This is a genomic window from Streptosporangium subroseum (assembly GCF_900188345.1).
Taxonomy (GTDB): Bacteria; Actinomycetota; Actinomycetes; order Streptosporangiales; family Streptosporangiaceae; genus Streptosporangium; species Streptosporangium subroseum.
Genome location: NZ_FZOD01000002.1, coordinates 347579 through 372593, shown reverse-complemented (window position 1 = coordinate 372593; position 25015 = coordinate 347579). Strand labels below are relative to the sequence as shown.

Here is a 25015-nt window from a genome sequence, read left to right as displayed (position 1 = left end):
GTTCGCCGCTCGAGTACCCCGAAGGGCCTTTCCGCTCGACTTGCATGTGTTAAGCACGCCGCCAGCGTTCGTCCTGAGCCAGGATCAAACTCTCCAAACAATGTCTGAGAAAGTTCACCCCAGCTGAAAGCACCCACCCCATATCCACACGCCGCAAATGGCGTCGGGAAGTCAGGGCGGATGTATCAACCAAAGGAATCCGTCCCCCACCCGCAGGGGTGGGATGAACGGGGTTGTGCATCATGCACTGGCTTTTAACACACTGTTGAGTTCTCAAGAAACGGACGCGTACACCCTTTGCCAGACCCGCGGGCCTGCCATCAGGGGCGTTCGTTTTTGTTTTATTGTGTTCTTTCGTTGTGCCCCTATTCTTTCAGACCCGCTTTTTCGTGTCAAACCGGCCCATGTTCAACCATTTGACTCGATCTTGCTTGTCTTAAAGAAATTCGGGCCACCCCGTTTCCAGGGCAACCCCTCAAACTTACTCCACCACCCGATTCATGTCGAATCAGGCCCTTTTGGGACATAAATATCCCAAAAGAGTGGATGTGCTCGGGGAGGGTTCCGGGGACCCGACGTCGCCGTCGTCTCCCTCAGGTCTGGTGAACCTTATGGACCCCCGGCTACCTCGTCAAATCAACCGGTCCACCACGGCGGTTCATCCTCGCCGGTCAGGTGGCCTGCCGATAAAGTCGGCCCAACCGGCCCTCTACCGCAGGCGAGACACCGATGCCCGTAGAAGAGATCGTCCGCAGCGTGTGGTCCCCGGGCGAGGAAGTGTTCTACTCCGCCTCGGGAGAAGGACGACCGCCGGAGCGGGGCACGTTCATCCTGCGACGGCCCGGCGTCGCCCGCTACCGGCTGCTGCTGGTCACCTTGACCGCCGCGGCGCTCGCGGTCGGTCCCCTGAGCGCCACGGTGGGCACCGGGTGGGCACCGCCGATCCTGCTCGCCCCGATCCTGCTGCTCGGCGGCCTGCGCCTGCGGTTGCCCGCGATGGGTCTCCTCACCACCGCGTCCTTCATCTCCGTGGTCATCACGCTCACCGCGGCCGTACAGCCCGCCCAGCTCATCGCGCTCATCGTGGTGGCAGGGCTGGCATTGCGCCTGTCGCACATGCGTGGCGGTGTCGGCATCTACGGCCTGCGCGGCGATCAGGCTCTCATCGAGCTGAAACAGCGGCTGCAGAGAATGTGCCAGATGCCGACGCTGCCGCGCGGCTGGGGCCGGAAGGCCGTCATCCGGCGGGCCCCCGGGTCGCTGTTCGGAGGCGACTTCCTTGTTTCCTGTCAGGAGGGCGACAACCTTCAGGTCGCGCTGGTCGATGTCTCCGGCAAGGGCGGCGATGCCGCCAGCCGGGCGATGATGCTCGCCGGAACCTTCGGGGGACTGCTCGGAGCCACGCCCGCTCCCGATTTCCTGCCCGCGTGCAACGCCTACCTGATGCGCGAAGACGGGCGAGAGGGCCTCGTCACCGCCGTGCATCTGGACCTGAACCTGAGCACCGGGCGCTACGTCATCACCTGTGCCGGCCACCCGCCGCCCGCCAAGTTCGGGCGCGGCAGCGGCGCGTGGGAGCTGAGCACAGCGCAGGGCATCGCGCTGGGCGTCGTATCCGACGCCCGATGGGACAGCGTCCAGGGCACCCTGCGCAAGGGTGACGCGCTGATGTTGTTCACCGACGGCATGTGGGGATCACGCGCCGACGTCGACGCCGGCATCGACCGGCTGCTCGGCCAGGCCGGAATCCTCGTCCAGCAGGGCTACGACAAGGCGGCGGCTCTCATCAGGGAGCTGAGCCACGGCGACGACGACAGCGCCATGGTGCTGATCTGGCGGACCTGAGAGCCGGGAGCGCGGCGCAGGCTTCGGAGAGGAAACGCACGTCGCGACTCCGGCGGAGGCGGAACAAGGGACACGCACCACTCCTTGAGTAAGGGACGCGCACCACTCCTCGGAGGGCTGGATGAGGGTGTGAAACACGCTCCTCCTCGCGCGAGCGAGATTATAAAAACGGAACAGAAGTACAACCGGAATAAAAGTAAAAATCCGGTAGCCTGCCGCTCGTCTTCAGGAGGTGGCGGGTGGCCGAAACAGGTGCCATTGCGGTACCGGGCTACGAGGTGTCCGGTGTGCTCGGCCAGGGCGGTTTCGGAATCGTCTACCGGGCCAGGCAGTTGGCCGTGGAGCGCGAGGTGGCGCTCAAGGTGGACAACCGGGTGCTGGTCTCGGAGCGGGACCGGCGTCGTTTCATGCGCGAGGTCACCGCGGCCGGATCGCTCTCCGGCCATCCGCACGTCGCCCACGTCTACGACGCCGGGGTTCTTCCCGACGGCCGGCCGTACATGGTCCTGGAGCTGTGCCCCGGCGGGTCCCTGTCGGACCGGATGCGGACCGAGAAGCGGCTGCCCCCCGCCGAGGTCGCCGACATCGGCATCCGCATCGCCGACGCGCTGTCGGCCGCGCACGCCGCCGGAGTGCTGCACCGCGACATCAAGCCCGCCAACATCCTGATCAACCGGTACGGCAACGTGGTTCTCGCCGACTTCGGCCTGGCCACCATGCCGTCCTCGGGCGCGGAGGTCTCGGTGACCCGCGAGTCGCTCACTCCGGCCTATGCCCCGCCCGAGGCGTTCGAGCTGACCGAACCCTCCGCCGCCGGGGACGTCTACTCCCTCGCCGCCACGCTCTACGCGCTGCTGTCGGGCCGCCCGCCGCGGTTTCCCGAGGGTGGCGTGGTCAACCTCGCGGTCGTCGTGGCCCTGCACCGCCTGCCCATCCCGGACATCCCCGGGGTGCCGCCGGAGCTGACCGCCCTGCTCAGGCAGGCCATGGCCACCGACCCCGAGCAGCGCACCCCCTCCGTCGCCGCGCTGCGGGACGCCCTCATCGACCTGCATCTTGATCAAGGCGCCCCGGCGCCCCGGCCCACGCCGCACCCCGTCTCCCCGCCGGCCTCCCCACCGGCGCAGCCCTTCGCGAGCGCGCCCTCGCCGTACGGCATGCCGCCGGTCCGCCCAGCGGCGGGCAGGGAGCCGATCCACACGCATCTGACCTCCCCCGGCCTGCGGAGGTCCGCGAGCACCCAGGCTCCGATGAAGGCCGCCGGCGCGCACGGCACGTCGAATTCCCAGGTGTACGTCGCGGTGGCCGCGGCCTTCCTGATCCTGCTGGTGGCCGGCGTCGGAGTGATGTTTCTCGAGAACGGCGGCCAGAACCCGTTCGGCTGGCAGCAACCGCCGCCGTTCCCACCGCCGCCGCGGGGCGACGCTCCCCCGGACACTCTCGCAAAAGACGGAGCCGCCCCCGCGAAGGCCCCGGAGGTTGCCACGGAGACGACCTCCTGCCCCGCGGCGGCGGTGCCGGGCGCGCGGGCCGCGTGCGTGAAGGAGGCGGAGTGCTGGAGCGGCCTTCTCGACGTCATGGGCGACGTCTCGGCCAAGAGGATCGCCTGCGAGGAGTCCCACGTCTGGGAGACCTTCGCGATCGCTCCCTTGCCTTCGGACTCCCTCACCTACGACTCAAGGGCCCTGGAGAAACATCCAACGGTAAAAAAAGTGTGCGCCACGCCGATCATGCTCGCATCCCGATATGGAGACGCTCGCTCCGTCGCGTCCGCCAAGTGGCAAAGTACGGTCCTACCGCCCTCAAAGGAGCAGTTTGGGGGCGGTATGAGGGTCTACCGTTGCCTCGGCAGCGTCCTCGGCTCGGAGAAACCCGGCACCCGGTTCCGTCCCTGAAGGGCTGGTTTCCGTCCCGGAAGGGCTCGTTCGAGCCCTGATGATGCGGCTCCGTGTTGGAACGGCGAGGGAGTTACTCGTACGGTGGGACCATGACGACCGCAGAGAGCGAGGCGAGCCCCGCTGTGCGGCGACCGCCGGAACACGTTACGGCAGTATTCGACGCAATCATGGAATGGGAGGCCGCTTACCCTGAGTCGGCCCCAACCGGACAGGGAGAAGCGATTCTCTGGGCTCTGGGCAAGCGCGACCAGGCGCCGATCAGCGGCCGCCCGGCATCGGGAGGCGTGCCGACCGTCGCCGACGCGCGTGCGGAGATCGACGCCGCGGAGCGAGTCGAGCGCCGGGGCCGGATCATTCCGGCCGACGGTGTCGTGAGCGCGTTGAGATGGTTGATCGGTGCCAAGGACGGGATTCCGATCCCCGGTCGCCAGCCCCCCGGGGGCTGGGGACACCTGGTCGGCGGGCGTGGCGTGGTAGTGCGCAGCGAGGAAGAGCTCAACAAGATCATCGAACGGGCCAAGGAAGGCCGGCCGAACGCGCCGACCGAGTGGGACGGGGCCTGGTGCCTGGGAACGATCGCCGTGTGTGAGTGGGTGCTCGGCATCCGCTCGAAGTCTCCCATCCGGGACACACCGCGCCCCATGCACGGACCGACCGGGCTCAACCTCGGCAGGGAAGAGACCGCAGCCGAAGATGTCTCCCGGCAGCTCGGCCGGGGGCGTCAGCACTCCCCCGGCTACGGCGACGGGGTCATCCGCACGATCCACTGGCTCCGAGGGCAGACCATCATCCCGCCCGTGAACGAGCAAGGACTACCGACGCTCAGCAGCCGCTGACCGCCCCCTGCAACCTCCTGAAAATTCTTTAATCCTCTGCACAACGCGACCGGTCCGGACACCCTCGGGTGTCCGGGCCGGTCGCTGTCTTGGACCCTTTGCATGCTCTCAACCGTCCAAGGTGCAGACTGTCATCCTTGGACGTGAAAAGGAGTGCAAGAGACATGACTCAGGCACAGATCGGCGTAACGGGACTGGCGGTCATGGGGGCGAACCTCGCCCGTAACCTCGCCCGGCACGGACACACGGTGGCTGTACACAACAGGTCGCAGTACAGGACCAAGGCATTGATCGAGGAGCACGGGCATGAGGGTGCCTTCGTCGCCTGTGACACTCCCGAGGAGCTCGTCGCGGCGCTGGAGCGCCCTCGGCGCGTTCTGATCATGGTTCAGGCTGGCGCCCCCACTGACGCGGTGATCGAAGAGTTCGCGCCCCTGCTGGAGCCGGGCGACATGATCGTGGACGGTGGCAACGCGCACTTCCTCGACACGCGTCGCCGTGAGGCGGCGTTGCGCGAGCGCGACATCCACTTCGTCGGCGCCGGGGTGTCCGGCGGCGAGGAGGGGGCGCTGCTCGGGCCGAGCATCATGCCCGGCGGCTCGAAGGAGTCCTACCAGGCTCTGGGCCCCATGCTGGAGGATATCGCCGCCAAGGTCGACGGCGTGCCCTGCTGCACGCACATCGGCCCCGACGGTGCCGGGCACTTCGTCAAGATGGTGCACAACGGCATCGAGTACGCCGACATGCAGCTCATCGCCGAGGCCTACGACCTGCTCAGGCAGGGGCTCGGTCTGACTCCGGCCGAGCTCGCGGACGTCTTCGAGCAGTGGAACGAGAGCGAGCTGTCGTCCTACCTCATCGAGATCACCGCCGAGGTGCTCCGGCAGGTCGACGCGGCCACCGGCAAGCCGCTCGTGGACGTGATCTCCGACCAGGCCGAGCAGAAGGGCACCGGCCGGTGGACGGTGCAGATCGCGCTGGACCTGGGCGTCCCGGTGAGCGGGATCGCCGAGGCGGTGTTCGCCCGCTCGCTCTCCGGTCACGCGGAGCTGCGGGAGGTCTCGCGCGCCCTGCCGGGTCCCTCGGGCGCCACTGCCGGATCCGCCGGCGAGGGCTTCGCGGAGGACGTACGGCAGGCCCTGTACGCCTCGAAGATCGTCGCCTATGCCCAGGGGTTCGACCAGATCCGGGCCGGGAGCACCGAGTACGGCTGGGACATCAACCCGGGCTCGCTGGCCACGATCTGGCGTGGCGGCTGCATCATCCGGGCCGACTTCCTGGACCGCATCCGTGAGGCCTACGAGGCGGAGACCAAGCCGGTCACCCTGCTGGCCGCCCCGTACTTCACCGACGCCCTGATCCTGGCGCAGGAATCATGGCGGCGGGTCGTGGTGAAGGCGGCCGAGCTGGGCATTCCGGCGCCCGGCTTCTCGACCGCGCTGGCCTACTACGACGCACTGCGGGCCGAGCGCCTGCCCGCGGCCCTGATCCAGGGCCAGCGAGACTTCTTCGGCGCGCACACCTACCGGCGGGTGGACCGCGAGGGCTCCTTCCACACCCTCTGGTCCGGTGACCGCTCGGAGGTCGAGGCCTAGGAGAGTCCCGCCCGGCGGTCGTCGCGGTCCCCGGCTCCGGGGCGTGACGAACTCCGGGATTCACCGGGCAGACCATGACTGCGGCCCCGGTGGTGGCGGGTGATCCGCCACCACCGGGGCCGTCCGCCGTGAAATCCACCCGGCCCCGCCGCCGGCCGCTCGCGGCCGATTCTGGAACCATCCCGGCTCGGGTCCGGAGGCGTCTCAGCCCGATTCCGGTTCTGAAACCATCCCGGCGCAGGCCCAAGCGTGTCTCCACCAGTTCGGAACCCGTCCCGGCGCGGGCCCGAGAGCCTCTCAGCCCAGTTCGGGGAGCAGTTCGAAGGCGCGGTCGGCGGCGGCGACCGCCGAGGGATGAACCTGCTCGGCCGTCTCCCCCTCGACCAGCCTCAGCCAGTTCCTGCGGGCCAGCACCCGCTGCACGACGAGCACCTGACCGGCGACGAGACGCGCGGTGAGCTCGTCCGTGACCTCGGCCAGCGCCTCGGCCAGCGCCTCCTCGTCCTTCGCCATGTAGTGGAGCACGCGAGCCGCCAGGCTGGGAGTCTCGAAGACCATCCGGTGGTAGCCGAGCACTGCCGGGTGGTCGTTGAGCCCCGTCACGGGCTCGCGCCGCTCCAGCCCCGCCAGGAAATGGCGATGGAGGGCCGCCAGCGGCTCCTCGCCCGGCTCGCGGCGCCGTACGACCCTGGCCGCCTCGCCCTGATGGTCGGAGATCCCGTGCAGGACGAGATCCTCCTTGGTCGCGAAGTATTTGAACAGCGTCGGCTTGGAGACCCCCGCCGACGCCGCCACCTCGGCGACCGGCACCTGGTCGAATCCCCGCTCCAGAAACAGGGAGATCGCCGCCGTGGAGATCGCCTCGTGGACCTGCTGCCTCTTGCGTTCGCGGAGTCCTGTCACCCATCCAACCTAACAGAAAGGCAACTGGGTTAATATATTAACTCGGTTAAGTATTTAGGGGTGATGCGGGATGACCGGCACGGGACTCGACGACGAGCGGGCCTACCTGGCGGAGTGCAGGACCGCCCTGCTCCGGATGATCGACGGCGCGCGGCTGAACGTCGTCATCGGCGAGCGGGTGGCGGGCGACCGCTACAGCGCGGAGAGGCTCGGACGGCACCTCAAGAGCCTCGCCAAGGAGCTGAGCGAGGAGCCGGACGGCCCTCCCTTCTTCGGCCGGCTCGACTTCGGCTCGGGCGAGCACCGCGGGCAGCGCTACTACATCGGCCGGCGGCACGTCTCCGGCGACACCGGGCAGCAGCCGATGGTGATCGACTGGCGTGCGCCCGTCTCCAGGGTGTTCTACCGGGCAAGTGCCCGTGACCCGCAGGACATCACCGTACGGCGGCGCTTCGGCTGGTCGAAGGAGCCGATCACGCTGACCGGCTTCGAGGACGAGCACCTCGACCGCGGCCAGGAGCTGGGAACGGCGAGCCGGATCATGACCGCCGAGATCGAGCGCCCCCGGGTCGGCCCGATGCGCGACATCGTCGCCACGATCCAGCCCGAACAGGACGAGCTGGTCCGCGCCGAGCTCGACGAGTCGATCTGCGTCCAGGGGGCGCCCGGCACGGGCAAGACCGCCGTCGGGCTGCACCGGGCCGCCTACCTGCTCTACACCCACCGCCGGCGGCTCTCCCGCACGGGCGTCCTGATCCTCGGCCCCAACCAGGCGTTCCTCGGCTACATCTCGGCTGTGCTCCCCGCGCTGGGCGAGGTCGACGTCGAGCAGACGACCGTGGACCGGCTGCTGGCCCGCGGGCCGCTCCAGGGCGCCGACGGCGAGGAGGCGGCGGTCGTCAAACACGACGTTCGCATGGCGGCGGTACTGCGCCGGGCACTCTACGAACGGGTGGGCGCGCCGACCGGCCCCCTGAGCGTCCCCGACGGCTCCTACCACTGGCGCGTGCGGGAGGAGGAGCTCCGGAGCATCGTGGAGGGCGCCCGGCGGGAGGCGACGCCGTACGGAGTGGGCCGCGAGCGCGTGCTGTCGCGCACCGTCGCCGTCCTGCAGCGCCAGGCGGAGGCACGCGGCCAGACCGCGAACGCCGTATGGACACGGAAGATGAGCAGGGCGGTCACCGGGTTCCTGGACGAGGTGTGGCCCGCCGTCCGGCCGCAGGAGGTGGTGGCGGGGCTGCTCGGCGACCCGGTCGCGCTGGCCAGGGCCGCGGAGGGGATCCTCACCCCGGGCGAGCAGTCGGCGATCCTGTGGGCGCGCCCGCCGCGCTCGTTCAAGAGCGCCAGGTGGTCGGCGGCCGACGCCGTGCTCATCGACGAGGTCGCGGGCCTTCTGGAGCGCCCGCCGAGCTACGGCCACGTCATCGTCGACGAAGCGCAGGACCTGTCGGCGATGCAGTGCCGGGCCATCGCCCGCAGGAGCGAGCACGGCTCGATCACGGTGCTCGGCGACCTGGCCCAGGGCACCACCCCGTGGGCGGCCGGCGGCTGGTCGGACCATCTCGCCCATCTCGGCAAGCCGCGGGCGGAGCTGATCGCCCTGACCGTCGGCTTCCGGGTGCCGGCGGCCGTCGTCGCGATGGCCAACCGCCTGCTGGAGGCACTGGCGGCGGACGTGCCCAGGACCCGCTCGTTCCGTACCGACGGCCGTCTCCGGGTCCGTGAGACACCCGACCTCGCCGACGCCGTGGTCGCCGCGGTGCGCGACGCCCTCGATCACGAGGGCTCGATCGCGGTGATGGCCGCGGACGGCACCCTTGAGAAGCTGACGGCGGCGATGAGGGACCGGGGCATCGCGGTCGCCACGCTCGACGATCCCGCCCCCGGCTCCGCCCATGCCACCGCCGCCCGCGTCACCGCCGTGCCCGCGACGATGGCCAAGGGCCTCGAGTACGACCACGTGGTGGTGGCCGAGCCGGCCGAGATCGTCGAGGCGGAGACGCGAGGTCTCAACCGGCTCTACGTCGTACTCACCCGAGCCGTCTCCCGGCTGGACGTGCTGCACTCCCGTCCCCTGCCGGTCCAGATCCTCCCGCCGGTCGAAGCGAATCCCACCGGAACCTGACGCACGCCTCCGGGGGCGAGCCGTGTTCTCCGGCGGGCGATCCGGCAGGCCGGTAGAAACATGGCCTGACCCATGGTTCCGGCCGTAGGGCGGATGATCGGGCAGGGCGACGAGGATGGCCCGACCCGTAGATCCGACCGTACGGCGGGTGACCGAGCGGGCCGGTGGAGACGGCCCACCCCGTGGTTCCGGTCGTACGGCAGCTGATCAGGCGGCCAGGTCCAGGGAGATGACCTGACCCGCGGTACGGCGGAGCCTGCGGTTGAGGGCGTCCGGGCGAGAGACCACCACGACCATGACGCCCCGCCCGGACAGCCAGCCGGCGAGCTCGGTGAAGATGCCGTCACCGGAGCCGATGACCACGCGCTCGAAGCGAGCGTCGAGGTGGTCGAGGCGGATCACCTCGCCCAGGGCCCGGTCGGCTCCGTCGGGGCCGGAGCGGACCAGGAGCTGGATTCCGGCCAGGGCCAGGCCGACGGTGACCATGGCGCCGTGGTTGACGGCGGCGACGTACTGGTCCATGCCGCCGGTGGGGACCCGCTCGCGGTAATGACTCATCATGGTCTGCACGTCTCTGGTGGCGGGGCGCGCGGCACCCGTCAGGTTCTCCACGTCCAGCAGGTGGACGGCCCGACCTTGCGATAGGTTGCGCATTAAATGCCCCATTCGCCCCGTTATTACCGTTACATGGTCTGCACTTTAATGCTGGAATTAGCTGGAATTCAAGGGAGACGGGTGGAACTCCTGTTACGCTCCGGGCCGTGAGTGAATCACTGGACGCGCTGGAGCGGCGAATAGCCGAACTCCGCGCCGAGGTGCGACGGGCGGTCAAGGCGAAGGAGAACTCGCTCGCCCGATCGCTGCGCGGGGATCTGCGCCGAGCCGAGCAGGCCTGGGACGAGGCGATCACCGCCGAGGAGCCCCCGCCGAGGCTCCGCGAGTCCGAGGCCTCGCTGCTGCCCATCAGGGAGCAGGTGCACCAGGCGCTCGCCCTGCTGGGCGTGCCCACCGCGGCCAAGCTCATCGTGGCGGTGAACGACGCGTTCTTCTCCCGCGAGCTGCGCGGCTCCCAGCTCACCAGCCTGCGCCGGGACGAGGAGCGCTCCTTCCGCAGCGATCCCTACGCCCGCCCGTACTACCTGTGCGCCGCGCTGACCGACCGGCTCTCCCCCGCCCGGGGACTACTCGCCGACAGCAGCTGGGCGCCCGAACTGCGGGTGCTGGGGCCGCTGAGCCCCCGCGTCGACTTCCTCACCTCGACCACGCGAATCGCCGAGCATCTGGCCCGGCTGGCCGAGCCGCCCCCGGGCGCGCTGCGGCTGCTGTCGCGGATGGCGCAGAACATCCCCGGCGCCGTCGAGGGTTTCGCCCCGGCCGACCCCGCGACCGCGATCCGCGCGGCCAGGGCCGAGCTGGAGGTGCACCGGGCCGCCGACACCGCGCAGCGGTCCGAGGTGGCGGCGCGGGTGGCCAGGCAACTACCGGACGTGGAGCGCCTGTTCGGCGTCGCCGCGATGAACACCTTGAGGGGGGCCTGTTGAACAGGCTGGACGAGGGAACCCGTTCATGAACAGGCTGGACGAGCTACGCGGGCCGATGCCGTCCCACCCGCACGACGCGCGGGCGATCGCGGCGCTGGCCGCCAACCCCGGCTGCGCCCGGCGGGGTCTGATGGACGCCGCGGGGGTGGACAAGGACCGCACGGCCAGGCATCTGGGCTTCCCCGCCCCGTTCGGCCAGTCGCAGTTCGCGATCACCCGGGGAAACGTGTTCGAGGCGCTGGTGAAGGAGAACGGCTGCGCCGAGCTGCTGCGGCTCCTGCGAGAGCTGCTCGACCTGCCCATCGCCCAGGTCGGCTACCAGGACGTGGAGAGCGTCGGCTCCCATCTGCGCCACTCCCACACCCGGGCGTTGATCGACCGGGCCGCGCGCGAGGACGACGGCGCCGCGGTGTTCTACGACCACCCGCTGTTCAGCCTGGAGATCGCCGGTCACACGTCGTACCTGGAGCCCGACGTGGTGGCCTTCCAGATCGGCGGGCGCTTCCGCATCGTGGAGATCAAGTCCTTCGGCCTGGTCGACGGCCAGGCCGAGCCGGAGAAGGTCGCGGCGGCCGCCCGGCAGGCGGCGGTCTACGTCCTGGCGTTGCGCACGCTCATGGCCGACCTCGGGCATGATCCGGAGCGTGTCTCCCACGACGTGGTGCTCGTCTGCCCGGAGAACTTCGCCAACCGTCCCACCGCCGCGCTGGTGGACGTGCGCAAGCAGCTCGCGGTGCTCAAGCGGCAGCTGGCCAGGATGACCCGGGTGGACCGCCTGCTGGAGGGCCTGCCGCCGGACCTCACCTTCGACCTGGTCCCGGACCAGGACGGCGTGCCCACCCGTCCGGCGGACGAGCTGGCGGGGGCGCTGCGCCAGGTGCCCGCCCGCTACGCACCCGACTGCCTGTCGACCTGCGACATGTGCATGTTCTGCCGCGACGAGGCACGCCGCAGCGGCTCCACCGACCTGCTCGGCCGCCAGATCCGCGACCAGCTCGGCGGCGTCTCCCGCATGACCGAGGCGCTCGGCCTGGCCGAGGGCACCCTCCAACCCGCGGAGGGCCAGGAGGAGATCGCCCGCCTGCTCCGGCTGGCGGACCGCCTGCGCGAGGAGGCGCTGAATTGAACGCGCCGCCCGCGCGGGGAGGCTCCGCGCCCGGCGCGTCTCCCGCGCAAGGACGCCCTGCGATGAACACACCGCCCGCGCGAGGAAACTCCGCGTCGGACACGCCGCCCGCGCGAGGACGCTCTACGTCGAACGCCTCCGGCGGCACCGCACCCGCACGGCCGACACCGACAGGAGAGGGACCATGAGCGCGCTGACCGCGCTGGCGCAGCTGCGGGCCGTCAGGGACGGCTCCGCGCAGCGGATCACCACGGTCCGGCACTGCCACATCGCCCCTCGCCCGTTGGTGTTCATCCCGCTCAAACTCGCGGGCGAGGCCGCCGCGCCGCTGGGGGCCATGGTGGGCACCGATCCCCACTATCCCCGGCTGCTCGTGGTGCCCCAGCCCCGCAACCGGGATCTGCGGTTCGCCTTCGCCGCCGACCTGGCCGAGGTGTTCCTGCCGTACATCGAGGGGTTCGAGAAGACCACCGAGACGGTGGAGCGGAAGACCGGCGACCCGTACGAACGGTGTCTGGACGCGCCGCAGATCCTCGTGCCGAACCGCTCGGCCGTCTCGTTCACCGGGATGCTGGGCCGGTCCACCCGGTTCCGCCGGGCCGACGGGCCCTATCCGGTCCACCCGTCGGTGCCGCTGCTGGGCCGGTGGCTGACCTACTTCGCCGACCGGTCGCAGCAGCCGGGCTCCTCCCTGCTGCTCGCGGCCACCGAGGCGCTGGGCCTGCACTGGGCGACCGGGCAGAGCGGCCTGGAGGACGCCAACCTGGCGGCGCTGCTCGGGTGGATCGCCCCGCCCGCGGGCATGTCGGGACGGCGTGCGGCCGAGGAGGCCGAGGATCCGCTGCTCTGGCCGCCGGCCGGACCCGCCACCGACCCGGGGTTCGACAACGAGGTGCTCGGCCCCGCCGTACGGGCCTATGAGGAGGCGCCAACCGAGCGCGCCGTGGAACGCGTCACCCAGGCGCTGCGGACCCAGCTCGAACCGACCTGGAAGCTGATGTGGCGGGCGGTCGAGGAGCTGCGCGCGCTGCCCGAGGGCGCGCGGGTGAAGGACCGCTGGGAGATCGACCGGGGGTCGTTCACCCGGTTCGTCGAACGGATCACCGAGGGCGGGCCGCCGCAGGCGCGCAGGGATGGGGCGGTCGGCGCCGCCGCGCGCCTGGCGGGGCTGGAGCGGGCGCGGGCGAGCTACGACGTGCAGCGGGCCCACGACGATCCGCTGGTCATGGCCGAATACCGGCTGACCGGCGAGGCGTTCGCCGGAACGGTGACGGCCGCCGACCCCGAGCACACCGAGGGCGAGGGCCGTTCGCGCAAGCTGCGGCCACTGATCACCGTTGAGACCGACGACCCGGTACGGCTGGCGCTCGGCACCACGGTCGGCAGCCCGGACCGGCGCGGCCACGCCGCCGAGATCGTCGAGATCGCGGACGGAGAGATCACCCTGAAGATCACCAAGGGTATGGGCCGGGGGAAGACCCCCGCTCCGGGGGCGGTTCCCGAGCCGGGCGAGCGGGTCACCTACACCTCGCTGACCGACGACTTCCAGTCCTCGGCATCGCTCCCCGATCCCGAGCAGACGCCGTGGACCCACGGCGGCCCCCCGGAGGAGTACGTGCCCAGCGACGACGACGCCCAGGAGGAGTGGTCGTGACAGAACGGCCGCGAGACGCCCGCCGACGTGCAAGGGACGGACTATGACACCGCAGCAGGAGGCGGCGGCCGTTGTCAGCGCGGTCCTGGCGGACCTGCCCCGCAACCGGGGCGTGGTGGTGGACTCCCCTCCGGGGGCGGGCAAGTCGACGCTGGTGGTCAAGGCGGCCGGGCACATCGCCGAGACCGGTGAGCCGCTGATGATCGTCGCGCAGACCAACGAGCAGGTCGACGACCTGGTGGAACGGCTCGCGCTCGAACATCCCGACCTGCCGATCGGCCGCCTGTCGGCCGGCGGTTACATCACGCCCGGCCGCATCCTCGCCCACTCCAACGTCTCGGTGGCGGGCAAGCTCCCCGACCTCGGCGACCCGGCCGTGGTGGTGGCCACCGCCGACAAGTGGGCCTGGATCGGTGACAGGACCTGGCCGTGGGCGATCGTGGACGAGGCCTACCAGATGCGCTCGGACAAGCTGCTGCGCATCGCCTCCCTGTTCGAGCGATCACTGTTCGTGGGCGACCCGGGTCAGCTCGACCCCTTCTCGATCGTGGACGGCGACCGCTGGGCGGGCCTGTCGTGGGATCCCGTGCAGAGCGCGGTCTCGGTGCTGCTGCGTCACAACCCCGACCTGCCGGTGCACCGACTGCCGGTCTCCTGGCGGCTGCCCGCCTCGGCGGCGCCGGTGGTCTCCGAGGCGTTCTACCCGTTCACCGGGTTCCGCGCCGGGACGAGCCACGCCGACCGGTCGCTGGAGTTCACCGTGAACGGCATGCGCACCTCCTACGACCGGGCGCTGGAGGAGGCGGCCACGTCGGGCTGGGCACTGTACGAGCTGCCGAGCCGCCACACCGTGCGCACGGACGCGGAGGCCGTACAGGCCGCGGCCGTGCTGGCGGTGCGGCTGCTGCAGCGGGGGCCGGTCGCGCACTCCGAGCGCGGCAGCCACCCCGTCACGGCCGCGCGGATCGCCATCGGGGCCGCCCACCGCGACCAGGTCGCCGCGATCCGTGCCGCCGGGGTGCCGGAGGAGATCACGGTGGACACCGCCAACCGCCTCCAGGGCCGGGAGTACGACGTGACGATCGTGCTCCACCCCCTCTCGGGACGCCGGGACGCCACCGCCTTCCACCTGGAGTCGGGGCGGCTGTGCGTGCTCACCTCCCGGCACCGCCACGCGTGCATCGTGGTCGCCCGGGCGGGCATCCCCGAGCTCCTGGACGCCCACCCGTCGGCCGAGCCCGTCCAGCTGGGCGTGCCGGTGAAGTTCCCCGACGGCTGGGAGGCCAACCAGGCGGTGCTGGCCCACCTCTCCAAGCACCGGGTCACCCCCGTCGGCTGAGAGGCCCACGAGGAAGCACTTCTCGTGTGTTGTGTGGGTCGGGCTCGGTCCGGTTGGGGTGTTCCGCGACAGCCGAGCGGGATGTGTTTGTTCGGACACGGCAGGGCATGCCGTGTCCGCGCGGGGAGGCTTCGGGTTGCCCGGGCCGGTGAACCGCGAACCACCGGCACCCGGCCAGAAGGCCGGATGCCGGAATCCCCGGTTTTCAAAGCCGGGGAGGACGTCAAACGTCGTGCAGGGTGCCCGCGTAGCGCTGGGCGAATCGGTCGCCGGTGCCGGCCGTGACGGTGAAGTCGTACCGGCCGCCGTTGGCGGGCCAGGTCGGCTGGGCGCGGGCGCCGGGCTCGACCCAGACGGTCTGCGCCTTGCCGCCGAAGTCGTTCGGCGTGATCGTGAAGGCGACCGCGGCGCCGCCGTCGTTGATCAGCTTCAGCTCGATCGAAGCGGTCTCCTTGTGCCCGCCGTTGCGCGTCCTCGCCTGGACGGACGGGACGGCCACATCGTCCTGTTCGGCCCGCACGACCGTGCCGGCGAAGCGGCGGACGAAGCCGTCCGCGCCCTGCACGGTGAAGTCGTAGCGGCCGTCGGTCGCTGCGGCGTCCCACACGTAGATGCGCGAGGAACGCGGCGCCACCGTGAACGGGGTGCCGGTGAAGGGGAGGGCGAGGTTGGGGAGGACGGTGAAGTGGAAGGCGGCCGTGCCGTCGTTGGTGAGGGTGCAGGTGACCTTGCCGCTTGCCCGGTCCACCGACACGTCCGCCCACGGGCGGTAGGGAAGCGGGCGATGGGGCCGGTCCCCGGGCTCCTGGACGGCCTCCACCTGCTGTCCGGCCGCCGGCAGCTTCACCGCGGGCAGCGAGCTGCCGGCGTCGGCCGCGGCCATCAGCGCCACCGTGTCGGGCAGCCGCGGGATGCTGTAGTCGGGCTTGGTGAAGTCGAAGCAACTGGTGAGGTCGCCGCAGACCGCACGCCGCCAGTCCGAGATGTTGGGCTCCCGGACGCCGGTGACGCGCTCCAGGAAGCGCAGCACCGAGGTGTGGTCGAAGACCTGGGAGTTGACCCAGCCGCCGCGCGACCACGGCGAGACGGCCCAGAGCGGCACCCGGCTGCCGAGCCCGATCGGCTTGCCCCCGGCGAACTCGTCCGGGGTGCCCGGCTCCGGGATCGGCGGGATCACGTGGTCGAAGTAGCCGTCGTTCTCGTCGTACATCAGCAGGAAGACCGTGTGCTCCCACACGTCGGGGTTGGAGAACAGCGACTGCAGGGCGGTGTTCACCCAGTGGGCGCCGTAGTCGGGACTGGCCGCCGGGTGCTCGCAGAACAGGTAGGGCGCCACCAGCCAGGAGACCGTGGGCAGGGTGCCGTCCTTGCAGTGCTGGTCGAACGCCGTCAGGTCGAACCTGGTCATCGCGTTGACGTACCGCGGGTCGTCCTTCGGGAAGGCGTGGAACTGTTTGAAGTACGACAGCGCGTTGTCGTCGTAGTCGCCGTTGCGGTCGTCCGAGCCGTCGGGGTTGTGGTAGACGCGCCAGCTGACGCCGGCCTTCTCCAGCCGTTCGGCGTAGGTCGTCCAGTCGGCCACCGGGTTGTCCGTCACCGGCGTGTTGTCGGTCCACGGGCCGGTGGTGCCGTCGCGGCCGGGGCCGGCGGTGCCCGACCACAGATACAGGCGGTTGGGGTCGGTGGGGCCGTTCATGGAGCAGAAGTAGCCGTCGCAGATGGTGAAGGCGTCGGCCAGCGCGTACTGGTAGGGGATGTCCTGGCGGGTGAAGTAGCCCATGGACCGCTCACCCTTGGCGGCGATCCACTTGTCCATGGCGCCGCCGTTGACGGCCGTGTGACCGGTGTCCCAGTCATGCGGGAGGCCGCCGGCGTTCTGCGCGTTGTACTTGGTGGTGTCCATCCGGAAGGGCAGCAGGTAGCCCTCCGTGCGCCCTCTGTCGGGCTGGCGGAACACCGAATCCCCGTTGGGGAAGACCAGTGCCTGCCGGTCGGCGAAGCCCCGCACCCCGTTCAGGGTGCCGAAGTAGTGGTCGAAACTGCGGTTCTCCTGCATCAGGATGACGACGTGCTTGACGTCGGCGATGCTTCCGTGCCGGTGGTCCGCGGCGCTGGCCGTGCCCGTCATACCGGGCAGTCCGACGGCGACGGCCGCGCCGGCCGCTGCGGTGGCGCCCATGAAGACGCGGCGGCTGATCTCAGTCATGAGAGGGGATTTCCTTCGGTCGGTCGGGATCAGCCGCGGGTGGCGGACAGGGTGAAGGTGACGACGGCCGCGGCGTGGTCGGAGGGCCAGCCGTTGGCGGTGATACCGGTGCCCGGCACCGGCTGCGGCCAGCCGGTGTACAGGCTGTGGGCCTCCAGGACCTTCAGCTGCCCCGCGTACTGGACCTGGTCGATGCGGTCCTGGGGTTCGGCGCCGCCGCCGTCGTGCGTCGGCCGCACCGGCGACCAGGTGGTGCCGGGGTCCTTCGCCGGGTTCGAGTGGGCGTCGCGGAAGGCGTCGACCAGCCCCGCCTGCTGCAGCGCGTCCGTGACCGGCCAGCGGACCCGGCCGACTCCGCCGTGCGCGGACGCCGTACGGGACGTCCAGTCCAGGTGGGAGGGAGAGGCGAGGCCCACCGCCAGGATCACCGGGGCGTCGGAGGCGAGGTCCCGGTGCATCGCGGCCAGCAGCGCCTTGACCTGCCGGTAGCGAAGCGTCAGCTTCTCGGCGGCCTCTATCTGCGCCGCGGTCCGGCCGGGGCGCACCGCGTACGGTCCGTAGTCGGCCTCGTCCAGCTGGGCCGTCCACAGTCGCAGCGTGCGGCGGCCGGGCAGCCGTACGGTGACGGCCGCGGCGGGCAGATCGGCGGTGGGGGCCGTGACGTCGCTGAGCGGATGGCGGCTGACGATGCCGAGGCTGCCGCCGCTCTGGTAGACCTCCCAGCCCAGTGCCTCGGCGAGCGCGTGAGCGGCGGTGCCGCCGGTCTCCTGGAGCGCGACGATGTCCAGGCCCTGGGTGAGCACGACGCGCACCTGCTTCTCCAGGAAGCCGTCGACGTGCGATCCGGCGTCCCAGAGGTTCAGGGAGGCGACCTTGACCTGGATGCGGTCCCTGGCCGCCCGCACCGGCACCTGGACGGTGATGGTGTCGGCGCCGGCCGCGCTGTCCCGCACGCCGACCACCAGTTGCCCGGGGGTGCGGGGTGCGGAGGCGGGGGCGGTTCCGGTCACGGTGCCGTCGGCGGTGACCGACATCCAAGGGACGCCGCCGAGGCGGCGGAAGGCCGCGCTGCCCGCGGGGTTGCCCTCCGGCCTGATCCACAGTCCGCCCAGGCGGACGGAGAACGCCGCGCCGGCGTCCTGCGGGGCCGTGGTGAGGGAGTCCACGGCCGCGTGCGGGCGCGGGATGACCGGCCGGGGGGTGAAGGAGAACGGGGCGGTGCGGGCGAGAATGCCGTAGCCGTCCTTGGCCAGCAGGTAGGCGGTGTAGGGGCCGCCGCTCAGGCCGGAGGTGTCGAGGGTGGTGTCGCCGGAGGCGCCGGGTGTGTACACCCACACCAGCGATCCGCCGGTGCCCGGCTGCCGGTCGCCGTCGTAGATGCCGATCCAGTTCGTGGGATCGGGGACGTCGACGGTCCAGTGAAAAGTCAGCCGGTCACCCTCGTGAGGAGCGGCCGGAGAGGTAAGAGTGATGACGCTGCCGGCTGTCGCGGCGCTGAGGAGGGGTGGCACGGAAGTGTGGGTCCTCTCCGCCGGGTTCCGCTTGACCGGTCCCCGGGTGGACAAGTTGTCTATATAACTCCCTTAGTAAGCCGTCCTCGGGCGGCTGCCCCGTAAACGGCAGGCGACGACCACCCGAGAAACGGTGGAAATCACCGCATAGCGCCCGATAGCGGCGATCCGGGAAGGCGGCGTGCGGTCAGACCGTCCGTCGCCAGACGTCGATGGCCAGCACCTGGCGCATGCCGACCGACAGATACAGGTCCAGCGCGGGCGTGCTGTTGTTGGCATCCACGTGGAGGTAGGTGCCGACCCGGCCGCGCCGGGCGTCCGCGGCGAACGCCCGGCGGAGCATGAACCGGCCCAGGCCGCGGCCCCTGAAGGCCGGGAGGACGGCCAGCTGGCGCACGTAGCCGCAGTTCTCGTCGCCGGCGAAGGCGTTGGTGCCCAGCAGCATCGCCGCCGGCTCGCCGTCGATCCGCGCGACCGCGAGCTGCGACCAGTCGGAGCTGGCCGAGGAGTCCAGGTCGCCGTACCACTCGTCGTAGTCCACCGGGGTGAACCCGAAGTGGTCGGCGAAGCCGGCCTGCTGGACGGCGTGGCCCTGGCGGCGCACCTCCTCGGTGAGGCCGTCGTGCACCGACATCCCGGGCGGAAGCCGGGGTTCGGGGACCGATGCCCCATGGTCGGCGAGGAGCCGGATGAAACTGGTCGCGGCGCCGAACCCTCGGGCGGCGGCGATGGCGCGCTTGCCGCTGTCCTCCCGATACAGGCCGATGTCCACCACGGCCCTGTCGTGGCCGAGCTCCGTGACGATCTGCCTGGCCCGCTCGGTCACGATGTCCCAGAGCCCGCTCGTCAGCCCCGGCGCGTCGGGGTGCACCACCACGTCGATGTCCACGTTGTCGCTGCCGCCCTTGCGGCGGGCCCAGGCCCAGGCGACCAGGCGCCCGGCCCCGTCGTGGACGACCCAGCCGTCGGTCTCCCTGTCGAAGGCCGGTTCGTTCAGCTCGTCGGTGACGTCGTCCAGGGTCATGTCGGCCTTGCCGATCACCTGGGTGTCACAGAGCGAGATCAACGCGTGGATGTCCCGCGCGTCTTCCAGCAGGGGCCGCCGGGTCAGGTACCCGGCGGCGGGTGCGCTTGTCGTCATGGGTCCCATGGTGCCGCGCGCCACTTGCATCTCGCTGAGGTGCGACTTGGCGCCGGAGGCGATCTCTCCGAGGCGAGACGCGACGCGATGTCATTCGAGGATCGGAACGGGGGTCTCCGTCTCCTCGTTCTTGTCGAAGCCTCCGCGCAGCGGGATCTCCTGGATGAAGGCCGCGATGAGCGGAACCAGGACGGCGAACAGGATGGCCCACCAGAACACGCTGGAGATGGACGAGGCCAGCGACTCCAGGAAACCGAGCCGCACGTTCGGGGGCAGTCGCTCCATGGCCGCGGGGTTGAACTGGCCGCCGCCGGTGGCGAGCCTGTCTCCCAGGGCGGGGCCCAGCTTGTCCGTCAGGCTGGAGGTGAGGTGGTTGTTGAAGACCGCACCGAACAGCGAGACGCCGAACGAGCCGCCGATGGAGCGGAAGAAGGTGGACGCGCTGCTGGCGACGCCCAGGTCCCTCTGCTCGACGCTGTTCTGTGCGATCAGCATCGTGGTCTGCATCAGGAAGCCCATGCCGAGGCCGAGCACCGCGATGAACACGCCGGTCTGCCACGAGGGCGTGTTGACGTCCATCATGGAGAGCAGCCACATGGCGAGCGCCATGATCACGCCGCCGATGACCGGGTAGATCTTGTACTTTCCGGTCCTGGTGATGGCCTGGCCGACAAAGAGCGAGACGACCATGGCCGCGCCCATCATCGGCAGCAGCAGCAGGCCGGAGTTGGTGGCCGAGGCTCCCTGGACCGTCTGCTGGAACAGCGGCAGGAAGTTGATCGCACCGAACATCGCGAAGCCGAGCAGGAAGCCGACGAGCGAGATCAGCGTGAAGTTGCGGTTGCGGAACACGTTGAGCGGCATGATCGGTTCGGCGGCGCGGCGCTCGACCGGGACGAACAGCGCCAGCGCGACCACGGCGAGTGCCGCGAGGCCGAGGATCTGCGGCGAGGTCCAGCCGTAGTCGTTGCCGCCCCAGGTGGTGATCAGGACCACCGCGGTGATGCCGATCGAGAGCAGGACGGCGCCGAGCCAGTCGATGCGGTGCTCGGTGCGATACTTGGGCAGCTTCAGCTTGACCGCCAGCAGCGCCAGGGCGACGAACCCGATGGGCAGGTTCACGTAGAAGGCCCAGCGCCAGTCGAGGTGGTCGGTGATGAACCCGCCGACGAGCGGACCGGCGATCATCGCCAGCGACATCACCGCGGCCATCAGGCCCTGGTACTGACCCCGCTCGCGGGGCGGGACGAGGTCACCGATGATCGCCATGGCGTTGACCAACAGGCCGCCGGCGCCGAGGCCCTGGATCGCACGGAAGGCGATGAGCTGGGCCATGCCGTCGGCGGGACCGCCCAGCATGGCGGAGCCTGCCATGCCGCAGAGCACCGAGCCGATCATGAAGAGCACGATGGAGGCGAGGAAGATGTTCTTCCTGCCGTAGAGGTCGCCGATCTTTCCCCAGATGGGGGTTGAGACGGTGGTGCCGAGCACGTAGGCGGTGACCACCCAGGACAGATGGGCCAGGCCGCCGAGCTCCCCGAGGATGCGGGGCATCGCCGTACCGACGATCATGTTGTCGAGCATGGCCAGCGCTATCGCGAGCATCAGGCCCGGCAGCACTACCATGACCTCACGTCGCCGCCCCGGCGCCGGTGCGGTTTCCGTCACATCAGCCTCCTCTTAGGGTAAAAAGGATCTCTGGCTTACCTGCCGACCGGCTAGCGTCGGATACGATGGAAATGTAAGCCGCTACTTGCCGGTCGTCAAGCCGATTTAATCCACCAGAGGGGATCATGAGGGAACACCCGGACACCCGGACCCGCATCCAGGAGATCGCCCTGAAGCTCTTCATCGAGCAGGGATACGAGGCGACCTCGCTCCGGGAGATCGCGGAGGCTCTCGGAGTGACCAAGGCAGCCCTCTACTACCACTTCAGAACAAAAGACGACATCGTCACCAGCCTGGCCGAGGACCGGCTGCAGGCGGTGCAGGAGCTGATCGCCTGGGCCGAGACCCAGCCGCGCACCGACGAGGCCCGGCGCGAGCTGATCCGCCGCTACTCCGAGGACCTGCACCGGGGACGCCACCACGAGGTCATGCGATTCTCCGAGCGCAACCAGACGGCGCTCAAGCACCACCCCGTGATGGAGAAGACCCGCGACCGGATGCTGGAGCTGATCACCTTCCTCGTCGACCCGAACGACTCGGCCGCCACCCGGCTGAAGAACTCGATGGCCCTGTTCTCCATGCACGCGGCCTGGTTCATCCTCAAGGACGACAAACTTCCCGACGACGAACGCCAGGCGGCCGCCCTGGAGGTCGCACTCGAGCTCATCCGGCGGTGAGCGTTCTCATCGACCCGCCGAACTGGCCGGGTCCGCGCGACCTGTTCTGGTCACACCTGGTCAGCGACAGCTCGACCGAGGAACTGCACGCCTTCGCCTCGCTCCTGGGCGTGCCGTTCCGGGCGTTCGACCGCGACCACTACGACGTTCCCGAGACGGTCTACGAACGGGCCGTCGCGCTGGGCGCACAGGCCGTGTCATCGCGTGAGCTTGTCACCCGGCTCACCGCGGCAGGTCTGCGCCGTCGCAAAGTTCGTCCCTGAATCAATGCCTATCGCATAGATCCCTACTCGCCGGGCATGACCCGCCCCTGAAGGACGTAACCAACACGCCAAAGGGGAAACCCATGCTCAACGACAAGACGATCGCGTTCCTCGTGGCACCTGAGGGCGTCGAGCAGATCGAACTCACCGAGCCGTGGAAGGCCGTCAAGCAGGCCGGAGGCACGCCGAAGCTGGTCTCCACCCGGCCGGGGCAGATCCAGGCGTTCAACCATCTCGACAAGGCCGACCGGTTCGCGGTGGACGCGACGGTCGACGAGGTGTCGGCGGCCGACTTCGACGGACTGGTACTGCCCGGCGGTGTCGCCAACCCCGACATACTGCGAACCGTGCCGGGCGCCGTCCGGTTCGCGAAGGGCTTCTTCGACGCGGGCAAGCCCGTCGCGGCCATCTGCCACGCGCCCTGGACCCTGATCGAGGCCGACGTGGTGAACGGCCGGACGGTCACCTCCTGGCCGAGCCTCCAGACCGACCTGCGCAACGCGGGCGCGACCTGGGAGGACAGGGAGGTCATGATCTGCACCTCCGGCCCGAACACCCTGATCACGAGCCGTATGCCCGACGATCTCAAGGCCTTCAACCAGGCCTTCGGCGACGCCTTCTCCGGCTGAGGGCCGCCCCCGGGATCTCCCGTCAGGAGTCCCCGGCGTCTCCGGGTGTCCCGGAGACGCCGGGACCCGGAGATTTCTGAATCTCTGGATTCCCCCCAGTCCCAGGGGCCTCCGTGGCCCCTCGTGCGGGCACGAGCATCTCTCTTCGATTAGGACGACCAAGGCGGGGCAAGGCTTAGTCGTCAGCTGCGAAGGAGGAGACCGTGGAGGCCACGATCGCGTTACGTCTACCGCGTGACGCCGCGAGTGTTCCTGTCATCAGACAACTGCTGGACGCCTCGCTCGGTGCCCTTGGTGTGGTGCCACAGATCCGGGAGGACATCCAGCTCATGCTCTCGGAGGCGTGTTCCAACGTCATCCAGCACGCCACCCCCAGTGACGACTACATGGTGAGCACCGAGCTCTGCCGTGACCGTTGCGTGATCAAGGTGGTGGACGCGGGGAACGGCTTCGACTTCTCAGGAGTGCCCTCCTCGCCCTCCGCCACGTCCGAACACGGGCGCGGCCTGCTCATCATGCAGGCCCTGGCCGACGACATCCGGTTCGTGAACAGACACGAGCGCGGCTCGATCGTCTGCCTGGAGAAGGCCCTGCGCTTCGTCGAGGACGCCCCCGGCCTGTCACTGCTGCTCAGCGAGGAACACGAGCTCGGACAGCGCGTCCCTGAGGTAGTCGGTGACCGTCCATACGTCGGGAACCATCTCCCGGCAGGCGACCACGCCGACGTCCAGTGAGCCGTCGTAGGAGAAGACCGTGATGTTGAGGCCGCCGCTGGCGTCGGTGACCACCGAGACGGGGTGATAGGAGAGCAGTCTGGCGCCACTCACGTAGAGCGGGATCTGCGGGCCGGGGACGTTGGAGATCACAACGTTGATCGGTCCCGCACTCCCGGCGAAGAGGTTGAAGGCCGCGCGGGCGGCCATCCCGGTCAGGGCCGAGGGCATCATGTCGCTGAGCTCCTGGAGCCAGCGCGCCGGGGCGAGCGACGAACGGTCCTTGATCAGTTCCATCGCGTCCCGTACGGCCATCAGCCGCTCCACCGGATCGGCGACCTGCGTGGCCAGAGTAGTGATCATGATGGTGACCTGGTTGCCCACGCTGTGGTCGCCGGGAACCCTGAGGGAGAAAGGCACCCCGGCGACGAGCGGCTGCTCGGGCAGCGCGTCGTGCTTGAGCAGCCACTGCCGTAGCGCCCCCGCGCACAGGGTCATCACCACGTCGTTCACCGTGACGCCGAAGGCGTTCTTGACCTGTTTGACGTCCTTCAGCGGCAACGTGGTGAAGGCGAACCGGCGGTGGGCGGTGATCCTGCCGCTGAAGGGCGTGCGAGGCACGGTCAGGCGGGGAAGGGCGGGCACCGGGTCGCCACCGTACAGGCGGTTGACCAGATCCCGGGTGATCCGCGAGACCAGCCCCGCTCCGGGCACCTGGGAGATCAGCGGGATCTCGTCCAGGTACGGAACGGCGTTGATCAGGAACCTCACCGTGTTCGCCGGGTTGACGATGGCCTTGGCCACCCCCCTGGCGACCATCTCCCGAGGTTCGACCTTCTCCTCGGGTTCGCTCGGAGGCGCCATCTCGATCTCGGCGGGCTCGGCGGAGGTGTCCAGCAGGGAGGCGAGCACGTCGGCGCCGGTGACCCCGTCGACGGCGGCGTGATGGACCTTCATGTAGAGGGCCGTCCGGTCACCGGCGAGGCCGTGGATCAGATACATCTCCCAGAGCGGGCGGCGACGGTCCAGGCGGCGGGCGTGCAGCCTGGCCACCTGCTCGCCCAGCTGCTCGTCGTCGCCCGGCGCGGGCAGCGCGACCTCGCGTACGTGGTAGTCGAGGTCGATCCTGGTCTCTTCGGTCCAGTACGGATGGTCCAGGCCGAACGGCACGAAGGCCAGCCTCCGGCGGAACGGCGCGGCCAGGTGGAGCCGCCGGGCCAGCAGTGAGACCAGATCCCCGCGGGTCAGTCCGCCGGACAGGATCGCCAGCCCCGCGATGTTCGCGACATTCGTCGAGGTCTCGAAGTTCAAAAACTGCGTGTCCACCGCGCTGAGCTGCCGCACC

20 protein-coding genes and 1 rRNA gene are annotated in these 25015 nt (G+C 70.0%); 13 read left to right on the top strand and 8 right to left on the bottom strand.

Going from position 1 to position 25015, the window contains the following annotated elements; all coding sequences use genetic code 11:
• Positions 1-100: ribosomal RNA gene (locus CHC08_RS03695) — 16S ribosomal RNA — on the bottom strand; the annotation flags it as partial.
• Positions 101-729: 629 nt separating this feature from the next.
• Here CHC08_RS03695 and CHC08_RS03690 point away from each other — a divergent pair.
• The 4 genes from CHC08_RS03690 (at position 730) to gndA (ending at position 6174) form a co-directional block, all read left to right on the top strand.
• Positions 730-1845 carry a PP2C family protein-serine/threonine phosphatase gene (locus CHC08_RS03690; protein WP_089205710.1) on the top strand — a complete coding sequence of 372 codons (1116 nt, stop codon included), beginning with the start codon at positions 730-732 and terminating at the stop codon, positions 1843-1845.
• Between the two features lie 239 nt (positions 1846-2084).
• Positions 2085-3740, top strand: coding sequence for a serine/threonine-protein kinase (locus CHC08_RS03685; RefSeq protein WP_218825103.1), 1656 nt, complete (start codon positions 2085-2087; stop codon positions 3738-3740).
• 287 nt (positions 3741-4027) lie between these two features.
• A complete protein-coding gene (locus tag CHC08_RS03680; protein WP_143653100.1) occupies positions 4028-4579 on the top strand; it encodes a hypothetical protein in 552 nt (183 codons plus the stop codon).
• A gap of 164 nt (positions 4580-4743) precedes the next feature.
• Positions 4744-6174 carry an NADP-dependent phosphogluconate dehydrogenase gene (gndA, locus tag CHC08_RS03675; protein ID WP_089205708.1) on the top strand — a complete coding sequence of 477 codons (1431 nt, stop codon included), beginning with the start codon at positions 4744-4746 and terminating at the stop codon, positions 6172-6174.
• Positions 6175-6471: 297 nt separating this feature from the next.
• On the opposite strand, the gene CHC08_RS03670 is transcribed toward gndA, so the two are convergent.
• Positions 6472-7077, bottom strand: a complete 606-nt coding sequence (locus CHC08_RS03670) for a TetR/AcrR family transcriptional regulator (protein ID WP_089205707.1) — start codon at positions 7075-7077, stop codon at positions 6472-6474.
• A gap of 70 nt (positions 7078-7147) precedes the next feature.
• Here CHC08_RS03670 and CHC08_RS03665 point away from each other — a divergent pair, with 70 nt between their 5' ends.
• Positions 7148-9202, top strand: coding sequence for a HelD family protein (locus CHC08_RS03665; RefSeq protein ID WP_089205706.1), 2055 nt, complete (start codon positions 7148-7150; stop codon positions 9200-9202).
• A 207-nt stretch (positions 9203-9409) separates the two neighbouring features.
• Here the strand turns inward: CHC08_RS03665 and CHC08_RS03660 are convergent, their stop codons facing one another.
• Positions 9410-9856, bottom strand: coding sequence for a PIN domain-containing protein (locus CHC08_RS03660; RefSeq protein ID WP_089205705.1), 447 nt, complete (start codon positions 9854-9856; stop codon positions 9410-9412).
• A gap of 107 nt (positions 9857-9963) precedes the next feature.
• On the opposite strand from CHC08_RS03660, the gene CHC08_RS03655 reads away from it, so the two are divergent.
• The 4 genes from CHC08_RS03655 (at position 9964) to CHC08_RS03640 (ending at position 14862) form a co-directional block, all read left to right on the top strand.
• Complete coding sequence (locus CHC08_RS03655) at positions 9964-10743, top strand: hypothetical protein (RefSeq protein ID WP_089205704.1); 780 nt, start codon at positions 9964-9966, stop codon at positions 10741-10743.
• A 25-nt stretch (positions 10744-10768) separates the two neighbouring features.
• The gene (locus CHC08_RS03650; RefSeq protein ID WP_089205703.1) at positions 10769-11869 is read left to right on the top strand and encodes a hypothetical protein; all 1101 of its coding nucleotides are present in this window, start codon (positions 10769-10771) and stop codon (positions 11867-11869) included.
• Between the two features lie 184 nt (positions 11870-12053).
• Positions 12054-13523 carry a hypothetical protein gene (locus tag CHC08_RS03645; RefSeq protein ID WP_089205702.1) on the top strand — a complete coding sequence of 490 codons (1470 nt, stop codon included), beginning with the start codon at positions 12054-12056 and terminating at the stop codon, positions 13521-13523.
• A 43-nt stretch (positions 13524-13566) separates the two neighbouring features.
• Positions 13567-14862, top strand: a complete 1296-nt coding sequence (locus tag CHC08_RS03640) for an AAA family ATPase (protein WP_089205701.1) — start codon at positions 13567-13569, stop codon at positions 14860-14862.
• A gap of 223 nt (positions 14863-15085) precedes the next feature.
• On the opposite strand, the gene CHC08_RS03635 is transcribed toward CHC08_RS03640, so the two are convergent.
• From CHC08_RS03635 to CHC08_RS03620, 4 genes are all read right to left on the bottom strand, one after another.
• Entirely contained in the window at positions 15086-17068 is a 1983-nt protein-coding gene (locus CHC08_RS03635) for a phosphocholine-specific phospholipase C (protein WP_089205700.1), read from the bottom strand.
• Positions 17069-17097: 29 nt separating this feature from the next.
• The gene (locus CHC08_RS03630; RefSeq protein WP_089205734.1) at positions 17098-18579 is read right to left on the bottom strand and encodes a hypothetical protein; all 1482 of its coding nucleotides are present in this window, start codon (positions 18577-18579) and stop codon (positions 17098-17100) included.
• Between the two features lie 187 nt (positions 18580-18766).
• On the bottom strand, positions 18767-19720 hold the full coding sequence (locus CHC08_RS03625; RefSeq protein ID WP_089205733.1) for a GNAT family N-acetyltransferase: 954 nt from the start codon (positions 19718-19720) through the stop codon (positions 18767-18769).
• A gap of 90 nt (positions 19721-19810) precedes the next feature.
• Positions 19811-21388 carry an MDR family MFS transporter gene (locus CHC08_RS03620; RefSeq protein WP_218825102.1) on the bottom strand — a complete coding sequence of 526 codons (1578 nt, stop codon included), beginning with the start codon at positions 21386-21388 and terminating at the stop codon, positions 19811-19813.
• A 125-nt stretch (positions 21389-21513) separates the two neighbouring features.
• On the opposite strand from CHC08_RS03620, the gene CHC08_RS03615 reads away from it, so the two are divergent.
• From CHC08_RS03615 to CHC08_RS03600, 4 genes are all read left to right on the top strand, one after another.
• Positions 21514-22065 carry a TetR/AcrR family transcriptional regulator gene (locus CHC08_RS03615; RefSeq protein WP_089205698.1) on the top strand — a complete coding sequence of 184 codons (552 nt, stop codon included), beginning with the start codon at positions 21514-21516 and terminating at the stop codon, positions 22063-22065.
• The gene (locus CHC08_RS03610; protein WP_089205697.1) at positions 22062-22328 is read left to right on the top strand and encodes a DUF4031 domain-containing protein; all 267 of its coding nucleotides are present in this window, start codon (positions 22062-22064) and stop codon (positions 22326-22328) included. The genes CHC08_RS03615 and CHC08_RS03610 overlap by 4 nt, the downstream gene beginning before the upstream one ends.
• A gap of 83 nt (positions 22329-22411) precedes the next feature.
• Positions 22412-22957, top strand: a complete 546-nt coding sequence (locus CHC08_RS03605; RefSeq protein WP_089205696.1) for a type 1 glutamine amidotransferase domain-containing protein — start codon at positions 22412-22414, stop codon at positions 22955-22957.
• A 203-nt stretch (positions 22958-23160) separates the two neighbouring features.
• Complete coding sequence (locus CHC08_RS03600) at positions 23161-23691, top strand: ATP-binding protein (RefSeq protein WP_089205695.1); 531 nt, start codon at positions 23161-23163, stop codon at positions 23689-23691.
• Here the strand turns inward: CHC08_RS03600 and CHC08_RS03595 are convergent.
• Positions 23578-25014 carry a WS/DGAT/MGAT family O-acyltransferase gene (locus tag CHC08_RS03595; RefSeq protein WP_089205694.1) on the bottom strand — a complete coding sequence of 479 codons (1437 nt, stop codon included), beginning with the start codon at positions 25012-25014 and terminating at the stop codon, positions 23578-23580. The genes CHC08_RS03600 and CHC08_RS03595 overlap by 114 nt on opposite strands.
• Position 25015 lies beyond the last annotated feature (1 nt).